13 protein-coding genes are annotated in these 18,779 nt (G+C 36.5%); 7 read left to right on the top strand and 6 right to left on the bottom strand.

The genetic code is table 11. The annotated features are described in order from the left end of the window. Nucleotides 1-11: 11 nt before the first annotated feature. Nucleotides 12-407 carry a hypothetical protein gene (locus tag DMB65_RS13495; protein WP_123955344.1) on the bottom strand — a complete coding sequence of 132 codons (396 nt, stop codon included), beginning with the start codon at nucleotides 405-407 and terminating at the stop codon, nucleotides 12-14. 248 nt (nucleotides 408-655) lie between these two features. Continuing rightward, nucleotides 656-4,711 (bottom strand): T9SS type B sorting domain-containing protein, encoded by a 4,056-nt coding sequence (locus DMB65_RS13490; RefSeq protein ID WP_110307157.1) that lies wholly within the window; start codon nucleotides 4,709-4,711, stop codon nucleotides 656-658. Between the two features lie 174 nt (nucleotides 4,712-4,885). Here DMB65_RS13490 and DMB65_RS13485 point away from each other — a divergent pair, with 174 nt between their 5' ends. Continuing rightward, complete coding sequence (locus tag DMB65_RS13485; protein WP_110307156.1) at nucleotides 4,886-5,818, top strand: 1-phosphofructokinase family hexose kinase; 933 nt, start codon at nucleotides 4,886-4,888, stop codon at nucleotides 5,816-5,818. Nucleotides 5,819-5,915: 97 nt separating this feature from the next. Beyond that, nucleotides 5,916-6,398, top strand: a complete 483-nt coding sequence (locus DMB65_RS13480) for a DinB family protein (RefSeq protein ID WP_110307155.1) — start codon at nucleotides 5,916-5,918, stop codon at nucleotides 6,396-6,398. A 68-nt stretch (nucleotides 6,399-6,466) separates the two neighbouring features. Here DMB65_RS13480 and DMB65_RS13475 read toward each other — a convergent pair whose 3' ends face one another. Beyond that, nucleotides 6,467-7,423, bottom strand: coding sequence for a helix-turn-helix transcriptional regulator (locus DMB65_RS13475; RefSeq protein WP_110307154.1), 957 nt, complete (start codon nucleotides 7,421-7,423; stop codon nucleotides 6,467-6,469). 109 nt (nucleotides 7,424-7,532) lie between these two features. On the opposite strand from DMB65_RS13475, the gene DMB65_RS13470 reads away from it, so the two are divergent. Genes DMB65_RS13470 through DMB65_RS13460 form a run of 3 tightly spaced genes read left to right on the top strand, consistent with a single transcriptional unit; the run spans nucleotide 7,533 to nucleotide 9,856 of the window. Next, nucleotides 7,533-8,276: a prolipoprotein diacylglyceryl transferase family protein gene (locus DMB65_RS13470; protein ID WP_110307153.1), complete on the top strand. Its 744-nt coding sequence runs from the start codon at nucleotides 7,533-7,535 to the stop codon at nucleotides 8,274-8,276. After that, the gene (locus DMB65_RS13465; protein WP_110307152.1) at nucleotides 8,266-9,657 is read left to right on the top strand and encodes a radical SAM protein; all 1,392 of its coding nucleotides are present in this window, start codon (nucleotides 8,266-8,268) and stop codon (nucleotides 9,655-9,657) included. The genes DMB65_RS13470 and DMB65_RS13465 overlap by 11 nt, the downstream gene beginning before the upstream one ends. Nucleotides 9,658-9,661: 4 nt before the next feature. After that, nucleotides 9,662-9,856, top strand: coding sequence for a hypothetical protein (locus DMB65_RS13460; protein ID WP_110307151.1), 195 nt, complete (start codon nucleotides 9,662-9,664; stop codon nucleotides 9,854-9,856). A 77-nt stretch (nucleotides 9,857-9,933) separates the two neighbouring features. Here DMB65_RS13460 and lepA read toward each other — a convergent pair whose 3' ends face one another. From lepA to DMB65_RS13445, 3 genes are all read right to left on the bottom strand, one after another. Further along, nucleotides 9,934-11,730 (bottom strand): translation elongation factor 4, encoded by a 1,797-nt coding sequence (gene lepA, locus DMB65_RS13455; protein WP_110307150.1) that lies wholly within the window; start codon nucleotides 11,728-11,730, stop codon nucleotides 9,934-9,936. 161 nt (nucleotides 11,731-11,891) lie between these two features. Beyond that, the gene (locus DMB65_RS13450; protein WP_110307149.1) at nucleotides 11,892-12,629 is read right to left on the bottom strand and encodes an NUDIX hydrolase; all 738 of its coding nucleotides are present in this window, start codon (nucleotides 12,627-12,629) and stop codon (nucleotides 11,892-11,894) included. Nucleotides 12,630-12,652: 23 nt separating this feature from the next. Further along, entirely contained in the window at nucleotides 12,653-13,369 is a 717-nt protein-coding gene (locus DMB65_RS13445) for an NUDIX hydrolase (RefSeq protein WP_110307148.1), read from the bottom strand. A 703-nt stretch (nucleotides 13,370-14,072) separates the two neighbouring features. On the opposite strand from DMB65_RS13445, the gene DMB65_RS13440 reads away from it, so the two are divergent. Together DMB65_RS13440 and DMB65_RS13435 are read left to right on the top strand one after the other, a co-directional pair. Continuing rightward, complete coding sequence (locus DMB65_RS13440) at nucleotides 14,073-17,159, top strand: SusC/RagA family TonB-linked outer membrane protein (protein WP_110307147.1); 3,087 nt, start codon at nucleotides 14,073-14,075, stop codon at nucleotides 17,157-17,159. A 12-nt stretch (nucleotides 17,160-17,171) separates the two neighbouring features. Beyond that, a complete protein-coding gene (locus DMB65_RS13435) occupies nucleotides 17,172-18,767 on the top strand; it encodes a RagB/SusD family nutrient uptake outer membrane protein (RefSeq protein WP_110307191.1) in 1,596 nt (531 codons plus the stop codon). Nucleotides 18,768-18,779: the final 12 nt, after the last annotated feature.

The raw sequence follows: 18,779 nt of genomic DNA, 5'->3' as shown, positions 1-18,779 counted from the left end.
GAAGATACGGACTAACTTACGCCAATTGAATTTGCTAAATAATATTTTCTAATATTAAATCCAGTATTAAATTTTTTATTGTCAATAATCGTTTGTCTTGCTTCAACGCTATTAGTTGTAGTTATGTCTTCCCAATAATTAATTTTGACAGTATTACTTATATAAGATGATTTTTTCCAATCAATATATAATGGCTTTTTAAGCTTATTATAAACTATAAAACTCATCTTTCCATTGTCTTCCCAAAAGTTGTAAGTAATTTTAATACTGTCATTTTCATAGATATAACTATCTTCATTTATTATGTTTTTATTTTCTGTATTTGTTTCAAATACTTGAACAAAACTCGAACTACAACCACAAAATATTGTTAGAATCGTAATAAGAAGTAAAGATTTAATTTTCATTTTAGTATTGTTTTTCGGTTCTCTTCGGGCAACATTGCCACCAACTTGTATATATGCGAAAGTTTTTTTCCTTTCCAAATATAAAAAAATAATAATCTCAAACTTACAAAAATGTTCTTATGTGACCGCGTGAAGGATGGGAGCAGGTTACCGAAGTAACGCAGACAGCCTGACAGCATCCCGGTAAGAGGGCGAATAACCGTAAAGTAGTTTGGCCCTTTTACCGGGATGGTGGCACGCCCAAATGATTATCGTTTCATGCTAAAGTGTGCTTTGAAAACCTGTGATGTCCCGTTTAGGGTAAAAAAAACCTCAAACCAATAATCGGTAGCGGGAAGCGGATCGCCGTTGTAAGTGCCATCCCAGCCGACACCGGAAGGTTTTATCTGTTTTATTTTTTTCCCGTATCGGTCGAAGATAGTAATGAGCGCATTGGGCTGGTAAGCAAGATCGGGAATGTTCCAGGTGTCATTGTAGCCGTCGTTGTTTGGAGTGAAAAATTTAGGATATTGGAGTACATTGATTATTACAATCTGGTCGTCGCAATGTGCTTTAACATCTCGCACCGTGATAACATGTTCTCCTGAAGCAACATCATAAAAAGTATTGCTGGTTTGAAAACTGCCGTCATCGAGCTGATATTCATAGCTTCCAAAGCCATTGTGAAGTGTAACGGTAACTTCGGTATTTTCCTGAAAAGAGTCGGTCATGTTGATGCTTGCCACTGCAGGACTCGATTTGTCGACAACAACTGTAGCCGGATTGTAACCGCAATCATTACCAACATCGGGTGTGTTTTTGGTGATTTGCAGGGTATAAGTTCCTTCTTTTGACGCTGTATAATTTGGACCCGTACTTATTTTGTTACCGTCTAAATACCAGTCAACCGTATAGATTGACGGATTAAGTCCTGAACTCAATTGTGCTGAACGCAGCGTGGTTCCTGTTTGAAAATCAACACAGATGATTTCGTTTTTCAGTACCAGATTTTTTAAGGGATAAACCGTAATGTTAAAATCATCCTGAGCAGTACAATTTGGGTTTGTAGCTGCTGCAGCGTAAATATACATTTGCTGGCTGGCGGTTATTTGCTGTCCGGCCAAATAGCGTGTACCGGTGGCGTTTGGTCCGCTGAAATAATTTCCAAGTGGTAATGTCGGTAGTGTATAGCTTCCACAAATGCTAACATCCGGAACTGAGGGTAATACCGGAGTTTTAGAAATGTTGACTAAAAAGTCTTTTTCGCTGGAACAGGTCAGTCGTTTACCGGAAATAGCATAAACATAAATCCTTTGCGAAGCAGTTAAAATGGTCCCAACCGGAATAACGGGACCTTTCCCTCCGGGCTGTGCATAATAATTTCCTAATTGTAAAGGAGGCAGTGTATAGCTGTCACAAACATTAATATCAGTAAAGGTACCAACGTCTATTCCGTTATAATTAACCTTAAAAAAAGTTTCATTACTGCAGTCTGTAAAATCTGCCCATTCGTTATAGATGTAAATAGTCTGGGAGGTGTTTATGAGTGTTCCTTCCGTAATTTGGGTTCCCTGACCATGGGAGCCTCCTGTTGCGGTGTAGTATTTTCCGTTTTTCAATACAGGAAGTTTAAAAGCTGTACAGGTGACCACATCTGTGAAACTATCTGCCAATGGACGTTTCCTGATTTCGACAACAAAGCTATGCTCGTTGGTACACTCGGATCCAACTGCATATGCATAAATAGTCTGAGTTGTTGTGATAACGTCTCCGGCTTTTAATGGTGTCCCTCCACCATTGGTTTTGGTAAAATACTTGCCATTGACCAAAGGAGGCAGGACATAACGCTCACATTCCAGTGTGTTGGGCGGTGTATCTACCGGTGGTAGTGTTTTTATAGTTATTTCATATTTTAAACGATCAGTACAATTAGGCGAAGTTGTCGTATTTGCGTAATAATAAATGGTCTGTGAAGTGGTAATGTTGGTCCCGGCAGGAATTTCTTTACCCTGTCCGCCCGGACTATCATAATAACCGCCAATAGCAACCGGAGGTAAAATATAGTTTCCGCATCTGGTAATGGGAACAAAAATTGAAGAATTGATAATGTTAATTTTAAAGGAATATTCATTTGTACATCTTCCGTCATCTGCAAAAACATATAGTGTTCGGCTGGTAGTGATAGTTGTTCCCGGATTCATTCGCGTACCTCCGCTTCCGGTTGCTGTATAATAATTTCCATTTGTCAAAGGAGGCAAAACATAGGAGTTACAAGTCACCACATTACCGGGTTTATCTACTAAAGGCAATGGATGAACCACAAAAGTTAATGCTTCGTCACGACAAACCGTTCCGTTGATTCTGGCATAATAATAAACAGTCTGACCAGTGGTAAAAATTGTTCCTGCGGGAATAGGATTTCCCTGTCCTCCAGCAGCAGTAAAGAAACCACCTGCAGGTACCCGCGGAATTGTATATTGACCACAGGCTTCTTTTTTAAAAGTAATCTCGTATATCAGGACTAGATTAAAGAAGGTCTCGTTGGTGCAACTATTCGTACCCGACCTGTTGAAAATGTAATAAACCCCGCTTTTGGTAATGATATCCCCGGGATTCAGTTTGATCCCTGTTCCGTTTGGTTTTGTATTATATTCGCCATTTTCAATTGGGGGTAATGTGTAACTGTTGCAGGCGACAACATCCGGAATATCATCTACTGCCGGAAGTGGGTAAAAAATCATATTAAAATTGACTGTAGCAAAACAAACTGAACTCGAAATGTTTTCGACCCGCACCCAGATGGTTTGAGGTGTCTGAGCTGTGGATGTGTTAAAGGCCTTTGGATCTGTAATGTTGTTCGTTGCACTGTTTGCGTCTGTCAGACTTCTAAAATACCTGATTTTGTACTCTGCAGGATTTAATCCATTTAATAGAGCAGTTTCCTGTACGGTCAAATCAATAATTACTCTTCCGGAAATATTGTCACAAACGCTGATGTCGGGAGGTTTTACAATGTTGACCGGTTCGGTTACCAGCAAATGAAATGAAATTAGGTTATTGCAAAAGGCAGTAGTATTGTTAAGGGGAACAGTTTTTATGTAAATAGTCTGGTTTCCTGAACTGGCATAAGAGTTTAATTGATTTTGCGGTATCGCAGGACCGTTTGCATTGGCTGATATTAAAGAATCAAAATAGTAGATTGTATATTTTGAAGCATCAATCCCTAAGGCAGTCAAATTATTCTGGGTTAAGTCATATTGATAGCTGCCATTTGTATTGTAACAGGCAATCAGGTCTTTGGGCGTTTTAATGACCAAATCTTTAATGACTACTTCGTCTTTGATAATACAGCCGGAAAGTGTTGCTGTAAGTCCATACGTCCCGGCTTGATTAAGGGTTAAAGAGCTGTTTGTTTCTCCGGGAATTTCATTTCCATTGCGGGTCCATACATAATTGTAATTCCCTACAAGTCCGGATTGCAAGGTGAGACTTTCTCCCTGACAGATAATGCTGTCGGGGCCTAAATTCATAGTGGTTATAAAACTGCCCCCTTTTATAAAAACTGCCGAATCATAATTACTGTCGTTATAATCTCCTATGGCGAGTTTTATGCTATAAGTCCTGTTTGGGATTACGGTCGAAGATGCTGTCAAAACTTTGGTCTCTCCTCTCATATTGATGGCCGATCCTGAGGTATTGTTTACATTATAACGATCAAATAAATTGGCATTGGCAGACAAACAGGAAGAATTGTACTGCTGATTCCGGATATTCTTAACAGAAACAGCAGTTGTTGTCCCTGGAACCACAGCAAGGTTTTTGGAAATCCCCGTTGTCAAATCGGTCAGGATAAAGGCAAAAACATCACTGAAACCACACTGGAATTCTCCATATTCATTGGAAGCAAAAAGAAAATCAAAACTAAAATTACTTGACAAAGGAGTAAAATCAAACTGAAGATAACTCACATCGGTAATGGGGACAATTTGGCCGTTTTCATTACTGATATTCTGCAAATCGCTATCATCGTTGGTATTTAGCCGACTGCTTTCATTGAGTCCTGTGTAGGCGCCTTCAGTATATTTGGCAATACCATTCCGAATAATGATTCCGTGGGAAATGGGGAAATTAGGATTGGTATTTGTAAATTTTCCAATACTTCTATGTGAAGAAAATTTGAAATTGCTTTCATTAGCACAGGCATTCTGCATCAATTCTTCTCGAATTAGTTGAGGAACAGCCAAAGTTGTAGTGTCGACGATGATTCCTTGCGATGAAGATATAGTCGAAAAAAATAATAAAACCAGAAGCAGAGTCGATCTCATAATTCATATTTTATTAGTTGTACCACTTAAAGTTACGAAATTATATTTTTAAAAATATGATTTTCAGTATTTTATGATTCTTATTTGTGTTTTATAAAAAACGTTTTGCAGTTTTAATTTTGTTAAATGGTATAGAAGCTTTAATTTAAACCATTATTCTAAATATTTATAAACATGAAATCATTTGATATAGTTACTCTCACGATAAATCCTTCAGTAGATAAAAGCACCCATTTTTCAGGTTTGGTTGCAGAACAAAAAATAAGGTGCAAACAACCTCAGTTTGATGCCGGTGGTGGCGGAATAAATGTTGCCAAAGCCATTTCCCGTCTCCGCGGAAGTTCTCTGGCCGTTTTTACATCAGGGGGAGCAGTTGGAGAGATGCTAAAGGATTTAGTAGCCAAAGAAAAAATTGATTTTGAAACAGTTGAAACGGAAACCGTAACAAGAGAAAACTTCATTGCAGTTGATGATAATACCAATTCGCAATACCGCTTTGGGTTTACAGGCGATGTTTTATCCGATTCTGAAGTTCAAAATTTTTTAGAAACGATTTCGAAGTTAAAACCAAAATATCTGGTAGCAAGCGGAAGCCTTAATGAAGGTCTGTCATCAGATTTTTATCAGAAAGTAGCCAAAATTGCTAAACAATCTAACTCAAAATTGATTGTTGATACTTCCGGGGAGGCATTAAAGAAAGTATTAGAAACAGGCGCTTATCTTATTAAGCCAAACGTTGGCGAATTAGCAAAATTAGTTGGGGCTGAACGTTTAGAAATGGAAGAAGTTAATGAAGCGGCTAAAAAAATAATCGCTCAGGGCGGAGCAGAAATCGTGGTGGTTTCGCTTGGACCCCAGGGTGCTGTTTTGGTAACCAAAGACGATTATGAGTTTGTTCCGGCACCAAATGTCGCCAAAAAAAGTACTGTTGGAGCAGGAGACAGTATGGTAGGCGGAATTGTATGGGCATTATCACAAAACAAACCTCTGAACGAAGTCATTCGTTGGGGTGTCGCCTGCGGATCTGCAGCAACAATGAACGAAGGAACACAATTGTTTAAAATTGAAGATGCTAACCGTTTGTTTGAATGGCTGAAAAATAAATGATTACAAAATAAAATAAAATTTATTTTCGCTGCTGACAAACTGTTGTCACCGGCCCTCCATAATTTTGAAGTATTAAACAAATTAAAACTTTAAAATTATGAAAACAGTAGCTGCACAAGTAATTACCCCTGAAGATTTATTGAAACACTGGCAGGGTCACCGTGCTCTTACAAGACGTGTAATTGAACTTTTTCCTGAAAAAGATTTTTTCGAGTTTTCAATAGGTGGCATGAGACCCTTTGCAAAATTAGCAGATGAACTTCTGGCAATTGGTGTTCCTGCACTAAAGGGAATTGTAAACCGTGAAATTCAGCCGTACAAAGAAGAAGCGGATGAAAAATTGATTTTTAAGGCTCAGTATCTTGAAAAATGGGACGAGGCAACAGAAGAAATCAATAAATACTGGCAAGAATTATCAGTTGAAGATTTCAGTGAAACTTTTAATCTTTTTGGACAATATGAGTTTCCTGTCATTCAGAATGTTTTATATTTTATTGATAATGAAGTACACCACCGCGGACAAGGATATGTTTATCTAAGAGCTTTAAACATCCAGCCTCCATTTTTCTGGGAAAGATAATTTTTTTTGAAGCATGTACATAAAAAACGCCTAAAAGTTGAAATTACAATTCTTCTTTTAGGCGTTTTTTATAAAAGCCTTTTTTTGTTGATCTCCAGTAATTCTAATGTTTTTGTCTTTAAAATTTCCGGCTCCAGAATTGTTGCATAATCGCCAAACATCAAAAACCAACGCGGAAAACCATTATCAATATCCCGGCACATAAAGGTCATTTCTATTTTTCCATCGACTTCTTTTTCTGAGATAAACCCATGATATCTTCGTTCTCCTGCTAAATAGCGCGCTATTTTTTTATCAATTAAGATTCGGACTTTTGTAGTCGGACAGGTTTCTGTTTTAGTCAAATAGCTTTCCAGCGAATCATGTTCGATGATAAAATCAGAATCAGTTTTTTTGATGCACTGAATTCGGTCTGTTCTAAACTGCCGATAATCTTTTCGTAAATGACAATATCCCAGAAAATACCAATTGTTATTGTCGTGAAAGACACCTACAGGTTCTAAATTTCGTTGCGTAGTTTCGTCTTTTGCAAAAGTTTTGTATGTCAGCAGTATTTGCTTTTTTTCTGCAATACTTTCAAAAAGAACCGCTAATGTATTTGGAGAATTGTCGTTAAACAGGGGTTCAGCAGTCTGCATCATTACCCTCGATTCAATATTCGAAAGATAATCTTTATCGGTACTTCTTAAAACCGATTTCAATTTATACATTGCCGATGCATAATGGGTGCCAAGGGAGGGATCGGTAAATTTCTGCATCAGTTTTTCAGCTGCAATAAAACTGCTTACTTCCTCGCGCGTAAACATCACCGGTGGCAATCTGTAACCGTCCATCAGGGCATAACCAACACCGGCTTCGCTGTAAATAGGTACTCCGGAAGCTTCAAGAGTTCTGATGTCCCGATAAATAGTGCGTAAACTCACTTCAAAACGATCCGCCAATTCCTGTGCTTTTACAATTTTTTTAGATTGTAATTGAATCAGGATGGCAACAATCCGGTCAAATCGTTTTGGGGTTTCGTCCATTTTAAGCTTTTTTCAAAGATAGTATTTATCGCAAAGAGTTAAAAACAATAAATTTTTGCATCTTTACAGAATTATAGTATTAAATCAAAACCCCGAATAGTAATTGTAAATGAAGATTCCGTTTGAGCCCGTATGGTTTGGTTATGAAATTAATATTCATTTAGTTTTAGAATATTTAGCCTTTTTTATCGGGTATCGGTATTATGCTTTTTTAAGAAAAAGAACTGCCGACAGGATCATCACAATCAATCGGTTATCGATAATTTTAGGTGCCGCTATTGGCGCTTTTTTGGGTTCCAGAATAGTTGGTTTTTTAGAGCATCCTGTTATTATTTCTGATAGTAAATCCTTTCTAGGTCTTTTCAATACCAAAACCATTATGGGTGGATTGTTTGGCGGACTTTTAGGGGTTGAAACAGCTAAAAAAATTATCGGCGAAAAAGAATCTTCCGGTGATTTGTTTACGTTTCCCATAATTCTGGGAATTTTTATTGGCAGAATCGGTTGTTTTTTATCCGGAACAAATGAATTTACGTATGGAAAAGCCACTTCTTTTTTTCTCGGTATGAATTTGGGTGATGGAATAAAACGCCATCCAATTGCTTTGTATGAATTGGTTTTTTTGGGATTATTATTTGTTTTATTGAAAAAACTAAAAAGCAAAAATCTACCAAACGGCTTGTTATTTCAGTATTTTATGATTGCTTATTTTACATTTCGGTTTTTTATAGAATTTATAAAACCCAATCATTTTTTCGTGGCAGGAATAAGTTCCATCCAGATTTTATGCTTAATTTGTCTGCTCTATTATCACCAAACAATTTTAAATTTATTCGTAAAAAATGCCAGTTAGAAAATACACTTATTATGATTTTACCTTAAGCCTTTGTCCTGAATGCTTAAAGCGAATTGATGCTAAAATTGTTTTTGAAAATGATAATGTCTACATGCTCAAAAGATGTCCGGAACACGGAAACTCAAAAGTGCTGATTGCCGATGATATTCAATATTACAAAAACATCCGAAACTATAACAAACCTTCTGAAACGCCTTATACTTTTAATACCAAAACACATTACGGCTGTCCATACGATTGTGGTCTTTGTCCGGATCATGAACAGCATTCCTGTCTGACGGTTGTTGAGGTTACAGACCGATGCAATTTGACTTGTCCGACCTGTTACGCCGGTTCATCGCCTTCATACGGAAGACACAGAACGCTGGAAGAAATAAAAACCATGCTGGATACCATCGTTGCAAATGAAAAGGAACCTGATGTTGTCCAGATTAGCGGAGGCGAACCTACCATTCATCCGCAGTTTTTTGAAATTCTGGATTATGCAAAATCACTTCCGATCAGGCATTTAATGCTTAACACTAACGGAATCAAAATTGCAAAAGACAAAGCATTTGCCCATAGGCTAAAAAGCTATGCACCTGATTTTGAAATTTACCTGCAGTTTGATTCTTTTGAAGATAGCGTATTGCAGGAACTCCGCGGTGCCGATTTGAGCGAAATTCGGAAACAGGCATTAGAAAACCTCAATGAACTTAATTTGTCCACAACATTGGTGGTTACGCTTCAAAAAGGTTTGAATGATAATGAAATTGGTAAAATAGTCGAATTTGCATTAAAACAAAAATGCATCAGAGGCGTTACATTTCAACCCACACAAATTGCCGGAAGACTGGAAAACTTCAACCCCGAAAAGGACCGGATGACACTAACCGAAGTGAGAAGAAAAATTTTGGAACAAACATCCATTTTTAATTCAGATGATTTGCTCCCTGTTCCCTGCAATCCGGATGCTTTAGTGATGGGCTATGCCTTGAAGCTGGGAGACGAAGTTTTTCCGTTAACACGCTATATTAATCCAAATGATTTATTGGACAATAGCAAAAACACCATTATTTACGAACAGGACGAAGTGCTTCACGGAAAAATGATCGAATTGTTCAGTACAGGAAATTCAGTAGAAGTAGCCGAAGAAAACCTGAAATCAATTCTCTGCTGCCTGCCTAATATCGATGCTCCTGAGTTAGGCTACGATAACTTGTTCAGAATTATCATCATGCAGTTTATTGATGCTTATAATTTTGATGTCAGGGCGATTAAAAAATCATGTGTGCATATTGTCAACAAAGACAATAAAATCATCCCGTTTGAAACCATGAATTTGTTTTACAGGGACGACAAAATAGAAAGATTAGAAGAACTAAGAAGTAAAATTTAAGATTATGACAGCATTAGAAGTAGGCAATTTAGGCGGAATAGTAGCATTTTTCGTTGCTATTATGGTAGGACCTCCGATTTTATTAACTATTGGTGGGTTTGCAGTCAAAAAGAACCATCCGAAGACAGCAAAAGTGCTTTTTATTTTGGGAGCGGTTTATTTATTAATTGGATTGGGAATTTGTGGCGGGCTTCTTTAGTGAAAAAGGAAAACCCAATAACTTTCGTCATTGGGTTAGTCTATATTCTTGACTCTTTATTCTTTCTTCTAAAAATACTAGTCGTTCAATTTCAAAACAGCCATAAACGCCTCTTGCGGAATCTCAACGTTTCCAACCTGTCTCATACGTTTTTTACCTTTTTTCTGTTTCTCCAAAAGTTTACGCTTACGCGAAATATCTCCACCGTAACATTTTGCGGTAACGTCTTTACGAAGGGCTTTAATGGTTTCACGAGCAATAATCTTTGCACCAATTGCCGCCTGAATCGGAATGTCGAATTGTTGTCTTGGAATCAATTCACGCAGTTTTTCGGTCATTTTTTTACCGATGTTGTATGCGTTGTCTTCGTGAATCAGGGCAGAAAGTGCATCAACCGTCTGAGCATTCAAAAGAACGTCCAGTTTCACCAGTTTTGAAGTTCTCATTCCGATTGGAGAATAGTCAAAAGAAGCATAACCTTTAGAAACGGTTTTTAAACGATCGTAAAAATCGAATACAATTTCGGCAAGCGGCATGTCAAAATTCAACTCAACACGTTCTGTTGTCAAATACGTTTGATTGGTAATTAAACCACGTTTTTCGATACAAAGACTCATTACGTTTCCAACGAAATCAGCTTTTGTAATGATAGTCGCTTTGATATAAGGCTCTTCAACCCGGTCTAGACGTGATGGCTCAGGTAAGTCAGAAGGATTGTTTACAACTAATGCTGTTTCCGGATGTTTTTTGGTGTAAGCCAAATACGAAACGTTAGGAACGGTAGTAATAACCGTCATATCGAATTCGCGCTCTAAACGTTCCTGAATAATTTCCATATGAAGCATTCCTAAGAATCCGCAACGGAAACCAAAACCTAATGCGGCCGAGCTTTCAGGAGCAAATACGAGCGAAGCATCGTTAAGCTGTAATTTTTCCATTGAAGAACGCAAATCTTCGTAATCTTCAGTATCAACAGGATAAATTCCGGCAAATACCATTGGTTTTACATCCTCAAAACCGGTAATCATATTGGTAGTCGGCACTTTTGCATCTGTTATCGTGTCACCCACTTTTACCTCACGGGCTTCTTTAATTCCGGAAATCAAATAACCAACATCTCCGGCTGAAACAACAGTTTTAGGAACCTGATTTAATTTTAAAGTTCCAATTTCGTCAGCAAAATATTCATTGTCGGTAGCCATGAATTTAATTTTCTGCCCTTTTTTGATTTCACCATTCACCACTCTGAAAATAACCTCGATTCCACGAAACGGATTATAAACGGAGTCAAAAATCAAAGCTTGTAACGGTTCTTCAGGATTTCCTTTCGGCGCCGGGATTTTTTCAATAATGGCTGCCAGAATATTTTCAACGCCAAAACCTGTTTTTCCAGAAGCATGAATAATATCTTCTAATTTACATCCTAATAAATCAATAATATCGTCGCTAACTTCTTCAGGATTAGCACTTGGTAAATCGACTTTATTCAAAACCGGAATAATTTCCAGATCGTTTTCTAAAGCAAGATATAAGTTAGAAATTGTTTGTGCCTGAATACTTTGTGCAGCATCAACAATCAAAAGAGCACCTTCGCAGGCCGCAATAGATCGTGAAACTTCGTATGAAAAGTCAACGTGACCCGGAGTGTCAATCAGATTCAGGATGTATTCTTCACCTTTGTAAGTGTATTCCATTTGAATGGCGTGACTTTTTATGGTAATTCCACGTTCACGTTCCAGATCCATGTTGTCAAGCAATTGTGCTTTCTCTTCACGGGCTGTAACGGTTTGTGTAGCGCCAAGTAATCGGTCTGCCAGTGTACTTTTACCGTGGTCAATGTGTGCAATAATGCAAAAGTTACGTATCTTCTTCATTTTATATTCAGTTCTCTAAACGAGTTTTAGTAATTTTTGGGTATGAATTTGCCCTGCTGTAAATACTTTAGAGCGTGTTATTAAGGCGCAAATATAGCGCAAAGTTTTGGATTCTGGAATGAAGATGAATGATTGTTGAATACTGTGATTTAAAAGAAGTTCTAAAACTCAAAATTAAACCCTTTTTCGGTCAGTTTTTCGTAGATTTCTGAATCAAATTTGTAGAGTTTTGCAGCTCTATGGGAAACATCCTGCTGTTTTTCATCCAGAGCGACCAGTAATTTCATGTGCAGGATTTTTCTTCGGAAATTAGATTTGTCCAGTTCAATTCCTAATATTTCTTCATAAAGGTGCATTAGCTGCAATAAAGTGAATTTTTCCGGCAAAAGATTGAAGCCGATTGGTGCCTGACGTACTCTGTTACGAAGTTGCATTAAGCTGAATTGCAGGATTTCTTTGTGGTCAAAAATCAAATCAGGCAGTTCATTAATCTTGTACCAGGTGGCTTCCATTAAGGTTAATCCCGCTTTTACATTATAATCCTCGCGGTTCACCAGCGTGTAGTAACCAATTGTTACAACTCTTCTTCCAGGTACACGATTTGGATTTGTAAATGCCTTTAACTGTTCCAGATAGATATTATCAAGACTGGTTAGTTCATGTAAAATTCGTTGAGCTGCAGCATCAGAACTCTCTTCTTTTTTGAGCCAGCCTCCAAGAAGCCCCCATTTTCCGATACTTTCGCCCTCTGCATGATGCGCCAGAAGAACTTCGAGATTTCCTTTGTTGAACCCAAATATGACACAATCGATGGTGATTCCGTCGATAACCGGATTTTGAATTCCAGAGGGTGCTCCACTGTAAGTCTTAGAAGTTTTTTTAGAATGTAAAAATGCCATTTTTTTGCTTTTTATAAGCTGGTTTAAAATTCAAAATTAAATCCTTTTTCAGTAAGTTTTGTATAAATTTCTGAATCGAATTTGTATAACTGAGCTGCCCGGTGTGAAACATCCTGTTGTTTTTCATCCAATGCAACAAGTAATTTCATGTGCAGAATTTTTCGCCTGAAATTTGATTTGTCCATTTCGATTCCTAATATTTCTTCATACAAATGCATCAATTGCAGCAGTGTGAACTTTTCCGGCAAAAGGTTGAATCCAATTGGTGCCTGACGAACCCTGTCGCGTAAGTGTTGGAGGCTGTATGACAGGATTTCATTGTGGTCATAAATTAAATCCGGGATTTCGTTAATCTTATACCATTTGGCATCAGAAGCTGTAAAACCTGCCTGAATGTTATAGTCCTCTCTTTTGATTAGGGCATAATACCCAATTGTGATGACGCGTCTGAGAGGAAAACGATCCGGATTTCCAAATGCTTTTAATTGCTCTAAGTAGATATGATCTAATGAAGTCAGTTCATTCAGTAATCGATGAGCGGCAGCATCTATACTTTCTCTTTTATTAATCCAGCCTCCCGGAAGTCCCCACTTTCCTTTACTTATTCCTTCTCCGTGCTGAATTAAAAGAACTTCAAGGCTTCCTTTATCAAAACCAAATATAACACAGTCAATCGTAATGGCATTCATTACTGGAGAGTCATTTTTTACGATAATGTTAACATCTAAATTATCAACCATGTTGTTAAAATTTTGACAAATTAAATAAATAAAAATAACAGTATTGTCTTAAAAAGACACATATTTTGCAATTTGCCATTATGATATTAGAATTTTTAAAAAAAATGCGAATAAAATTGAATAAGTGTTTTAAATCATTATCAATTTAATTAATAAATGGCTGATTTATTAATAGTTTTTAATTGTTAATAGCTGTTTAATTTGATTAATGTATAAAAAATAACCTCGTATTATTTGAATTGAAAAAAATTAAAGCTAATTTTTTGTTAATATAGAAAAATTACACTACACTTGTAGTCAAATTAACCATAAGATAAATGTATTTTGACTATAAGTTGATTTGAGAAGAAAATGGAGTATAGTAAAAACACAAAAACTTCTTTTTGTAGGATTTAATTCAGAAAGATTATGAAGTTGTTTTTGGAGATTAAAAACACATCCAGAAAAGTTTTTATAAAAAAAATAATTGGTGTAATTCAGATTGAAAAAACTGATTATAAAAATAAGTACTCAACATTTTATGGACTATTTGACGTATGAAATGGTGTTTAGATTTTAAAAGGAGGATTCTTCGTTGAGATTTGCTAAAATACGTTAAAGCCTGGAAATTCAGCAACTTGTGGCAAAGAACAGATTATTTAGAAGGTGCATTAATTGAATTACAAAAATACTAACAATAAATTTAACCAAATTATTAATTATTATGAAAAGCAAATATTGTATTAAAACAACAAGGCTTCCGTTTTTTATGGCGCTGCTGTTCAATGTTTTTATAATGCAGTCCGGATTTGCCCAAGACCAATCCAAAACTGTTAGTGGAAAAGTGACATCGTCAGAGGACGGGATGGGAGTTCCCGGTGCTAGCGTTACTGTTCAAGGAATAAAATCAGGAACTTCAACTGATTTTGACGGATTATTTAAAGTAGAAGCAAAAACTGGTGATGTAATTGTAATCAGTTTTATGGGTTTTAAAACTCAGCGTATAACCGTAGGCAGTCAAAAAACGATTAATGTTGTATTACAAACAGAATCAAATGAACTTAAAGAAATTGTAGTAATTGGATACGGAATACAAAAGAAAAAGGTAAATACCGCAGCTACCTCATTAGTATCAGGTAAAGATATTCAACAAGTTTCGAGTCTTGATGTTGTAAATGCTTTGCAGGGTCAGGCATCCGGGGTTAGTGTTACATCAACTTCAGGTCAACCGGGAGCTGGAATGGCAGTAAACATTCGTGGGGTTGGAACAGCCGGAAACAGTACTCCTCTTTATGTAGTAGACGGAGTAGTTGTTGATAACGGAATCGGATATCTTGACCCATCTTCTATAGAAAGAATGGACGTATTAAAAGATGCTTCTGCAGGATCTATATATGGTGCAAGAGCCGCAAATGGAGTTATTTTAGTAACTACAAAAAAAGGAAAAGATGGAAAAATGAATGTGTCATTAAATAGTTATGCAGGCTTTCAAAGAGTTGCTAAAAAATTAGATTTATTAAATACACAGGAATATACTACCATTATGAATGAGGCTCGTATAAATTCCGGATTTACTCCATTATATACACAAGCACAAGTTGCTGCATTGCCAAATCATGACTGGCAGGATGATTTGTTTAAAGAAGGTGCTATAAAACAAAATCACTCACTTACAATTACAGGTGGTGATAAAAAATCAACAATCGCTACCGGATTGTCATATTATGGACAAGAAGGGATGATTGGCGGCGCAACAAGCCAATCGCAATATGATCGTATTACATTTAATGTAAATTCAACTTCAGAAGTTATTGAAGGACATTTGAAAATTGGAGAAAATTTTTCGTTTGCTAATATTAAAAGCTCAGGAGTAGCGGATCAGGGAATTTACAGTAACGCTATCAGAAGTTTCTTAAATGCTGCACCAATTGATCCTGCTTATGACGCCAATGGAGATTTTGCACATTCGTCTATCTCAGCAGATATCAGTAACCCTTTAGGATCATTATATTACAATAATTTTAATGAAACTAAAGTAAATCGTTACGTTGGAAACATTTTTGCGGAATTAAAATTCTTAAAAAGCTTTACTTACAGAACTAGTTTTGGTGTTGATATGTCAGATAGTAACTATCGTTCTTTCAGACCGGTTTATTCTCTTTCTTCAAACGATAACAATACAGTTTCAAGTGTTACACAAAATGCGACAAAATCATTAGGCTGGATATTTGAAAATACATTACAATATAAAGCGACATTGAATAATCTGCATAATTTTGATGTATTAGTAGGGACTTCTGCTAAAAAGAATACTTCAGATTATATGGAAGGAACAGGGAAAAATTTGATTTTTGACGATTTTTCACATGCTTACTTAAGCAATGCTACAGATCAGACATCAAATACAGTCAAAGGAAATCGTGCAGATTATGTAATTCAATCTTATTTTGGACGTTTGTTGTATGACTTTAACAACAAGTATTTATTTACGGCAACTTTAAGAAGAGACGGTTCATCAAATTTTGCATCTTCAAACAGATATGGTTATTTCCCAGCTGTTTCTGCAGGTTGGAATGTTGATCGTGACTTTTTTCCGGAGAGTAAAGTGGTAAATAATTTAAAACTAAGAGTAAGCTGGGGCCAAAATGGTAATGATCAGATTCCTGCTTTTTCTTACATGTCAACAATTAGCTCATACAATAAAACTTATCATTTCGGAACAGGAACAGAAACTCTGCAAACAGGTTCAAGCCCTAATCAACTTTCAAATCCTGATTTAAAATGGGAAACATCAGAACAAACAGATTTTGGTTTTGATGCTACAATATTCAATAATTTTACTGTTACGTTTGATTATTACGATAAAAAGACAAAAGACTGGTTGGTTTTGGCTTCAATACCAGTTTATGCAGGAGCTACAGCACCTTATATTAATGGAGGTGATATTAGAAACAGAGGAGTCGAACTTGCTTTAGGATATCATACAAAATTTGGAAAAGACTGGAATTTTTCTATAAATGGCAATATTTCTCATAACGAAAATGAAGTAATAAGAGTAGCAAACAGTGAAGGAATCATTCATGGAGATCCTAACTTATTATTTCAAGGGACAGACGAGTTAAATCGTGTTGAGGTAGGGCAGCCGATTGGTTATTTCTACGGATTAAAAACAGCCGGAATTTTTCAAAACGCTGCTGAAGTTGCTGCAGGGGCACAACCAGCGGCACAGCCTGGAGATGTTCGTTTTGTGGATTTTAATGGTGATGGAAAAATTGATGCAAATGATAAAACCAAAATCGGAGATCCAAACCCTGATTTTACTTATGGTTTAAATTTTGATCTTTCATACAAAGCATTTGACCTGACTGTCAATACTTATGGAGTAGCGGGAAGTCAGAATGTTTTTGGAATTCATGATCCTACACGTGGGTATACTAACTATACTACAGATGTTTTAAACAGATGGACAACAGAAGGCAGCTCTAACAGAGTTCCAAGAGTTACTTACGGAACAGACAGCAATGGAAATTATACTAAATTTTCAGATTTATATGTTCAAAATGCAGATTTCTTCAGAATCAAAAGTGCTACTTTAGGTTGTGATTTAACAAAACTGACATCAAAACTGACTTTCTTTAGCAAATTCAGATTGTATGTTGCGGCTAATAACTTATTCACTTTTACAAAATATAAGGGAATGGATCCTGAGATTGGATTTGGAAACAGCAATCAGACTTGGGCTAAGGGAATCGACGTAGGATATTATCCACAGCCTAGAACATACATGATGGGTCTTAATGTTAATTTTTAAATTATGAAAACGATGAAAAAATATATAAAATTATTTGCTGTGTCAAGCTTATTTGTTTTAGGAGCTTGTTCAGATAATTTTCTGGATACAGAGCCTTCTACAACTATAGTGGAAGAGAATTTTTACAAAACACCGGCTGATGCTTTCGAAGGATTAGTTGCTGTTTACGATGTATTGCAACGCGAAGCTTATGGAGGGCCTTTATTAATTAGCGAACAGGCTTCTGATGATTGTTTTGGAGGATATGGTATTGCTGATGCTCAGTCAGATATCGAATGGGACCGTTTTTTATTTGTTAGTAATAAAGAGATGAACATGGATGTCTGGAAAAACTCGTATTTAGGAATTTACAGAGCTAACATTTTATTAGAAAACCTAAATAAAGTAGATTGGGGAACTGATACAGCACTTAAAACCAGATACGAAGCTGAGGCACGTTTTTTAAGAGCACACTTTCATTTTCAGGCCGCTAAAATGTTCGGGGATATCATTCCTTTAGACCATACTACTTCAGCCAGCGAATTTTTATTACCAAGACAAGGTGCTGAGGTAACTTACGCTTTAATTGCTAATGATTTAAAATTTGCTGCGGATAATTTAAATAATGACAATTATTCTCAATCCGGAAATGCTAATTATGGACGTATTACAAAATGGGCTGCCGAAGCGTATCTAGCAAGAACCTTTTTATTCTATACCGATTATTATAAAAAAGCTGATTTGGCAGGTGTAGTAACCAAATCACAGGCAATTACTTATATAAATGATGTGGTAACTAATAGTGGACACGGTTTGGTTTCTGATTTTGCTAATCTTTGGCTGGCTGCTTCATTCGCAAATTTTGCAGGAGAAGATAATACCGAAATGGTTTGGGCTGTTCGTTTTAATGGTTCAGGAAAAGGAGATTGGAATTTAAATGAAGGAAACCGTTTTCAGGTAAATATTGCACCTCGTGGAGGAGCTATCGGACCTTATGCTTCAGGATGGGGAGGAGCAACTGTTAATCCAAAATTAGTTGGTGAGTATATTACAGGGGATACCCGTAAAAGTGCATCATTTATTGATTATCAGAATGAAACCTATAAAGGGAATCCATTAAATTTTGATCCTATAGCAAGAGAACAACGTCAATATACCGGATATTCATGGAAAAAATATTGCCCGATCACCAATGATGCAGGTGTAAGTATTGTAGAAGCAAATGGAGGAAATTTCCAAATTGATAACTATCAGGATTATGCTATTATTCGTTTTGCAGATGTATTACTGATGGCTGCCGAATTAAATTTAGGAACAAATCAGACATTAGCGCAAGCTGATTTAGACAGAGTTCGTGATCGTGCTTTCAAAAATACGACCAACAGAGTTACTGCTACTATGGATAATATTATGAAAGAACGCAGATTAGAATTAGCTCTTGAAGGATTACGTTATTTTGATTTAATCAGAAAAGGGACTGATGTAGCTAAAGCTGCAATTGATAACACAGCTACTGATTCTCAATTTAATGTAACATTTAGAACAGAAACCTTAGGCTGGTTCCCATTACCACAATCTCAAATTGTTCTTTCGAATGGTACTATCTCACAAAATCCAGGTTGGAACTAACTAAAAAACAAA

Origin of the sequence: Flavobacterium cheongpyeongense, assembly GCF_003202435.1 — a bacterium.
GTDB lineage: Bacteria > Bacteroidota > Bacteroidia > Flavobacteriales > Flavobacteriaceae > Flavobacterium > Flavobacterium cheongpyeongense.
This window is presented reverse-complemented; position numbering and strand designations above follow the sequence as displayed.

Excerpts from the sequence above, each read along its gene's own strand:
- DMB65_RS13495 (WP_123955344.1), bottom strand. The coding sequence starts at position 407 with ATGAAAATTAAATCTTTACTTCTTATTACGATTCTAACAATATTTTGT.
- DMB65_RS13490 (WP_110307157.1), bottom strand. The coding sequence starts at position 4,711 with ATGAGATCGACTCTGCTTCTGGTTTTATTATTTTTTTCGACTATATCT.
- DMB65_RS13485 (WP_110307156.1), top strand. The coding sequence starts at position 4,886 with ATGAAATCATTTGATATAGTTACTCTCACGATAAATCCTTCAGTAGAT.
- DMB65_RS13480 (WP_110307155.1), top strand. The coding sequence starts at position 5,916 with ATGAAAACAGTAGCTGCACAAGTAATTACCCCTGAAGATTTATTGAAA.
- DMB65_RS13475 (WP_110307154.1), bottom strand. The coding sequence starts at position 7,423 with ATGGACGAAACCCCAAAACGATTTGACCGGATTGTTGCCATCCTGATT.
- DMB65_RS13470 (WP_110307153.1), top strand. The coding sequence starts at position 7,533 with ATGAAGATTCCGTTTGAGCCCGTATGGTTTGGTTATGAAATTAATATT.
- DMB65_RS13465 (WP_110307152.1), top strand. The coding sequence starts at position 8,266 with ATGCCAGTTAGAAAATACACTTATTATGATTTTACCTTAAGCCTTTGT.
- DMB65_RS13460 (WP_110307151.1), top strand. The coding sequence starts at position 9,662 with ATGACAGCATTAGAAGTAGGCAATTTAGGCGGAATAGTAGCATTTTTC.
- lepA (WP_110307150.1), bottom strand. The coding sequence starts at position 11,730 with ATGAAGAAGATACGTAACTTTTGCATTATTGCACACATTGACCACGGT.
- DMB65_RS13450 (WP_110307149.1), bottom strand. The coding sequence starts at position 12,629 with ATGGCATTTTTACATTCTAAAAAAACTTCTAAGACTTACAGTGGAGCA.
- DMB65_RS13445 (WP_110307148.1), bottom strand. The coding sequence starts at position 13,369 with ATGGTTGATAATTTAGATGTTAACATTATCGTAAAAAATGACTCTCCA.
- DMB65_RS13440 (WP_110307147.1), top strand. The coding sequence starts at position 14,073 with ATGAAAAGCAAATATTGTATTAAAACAACAAGGCTTCCGTTTTTTATG.
- DMB65_RS13435 (WP_110307191.1), top strand. The coding sequence starts at position 17,172 with ATGAAAAAATATATAAAATTATTTGCTGTGTCAAGCTTATTTGTTTTA.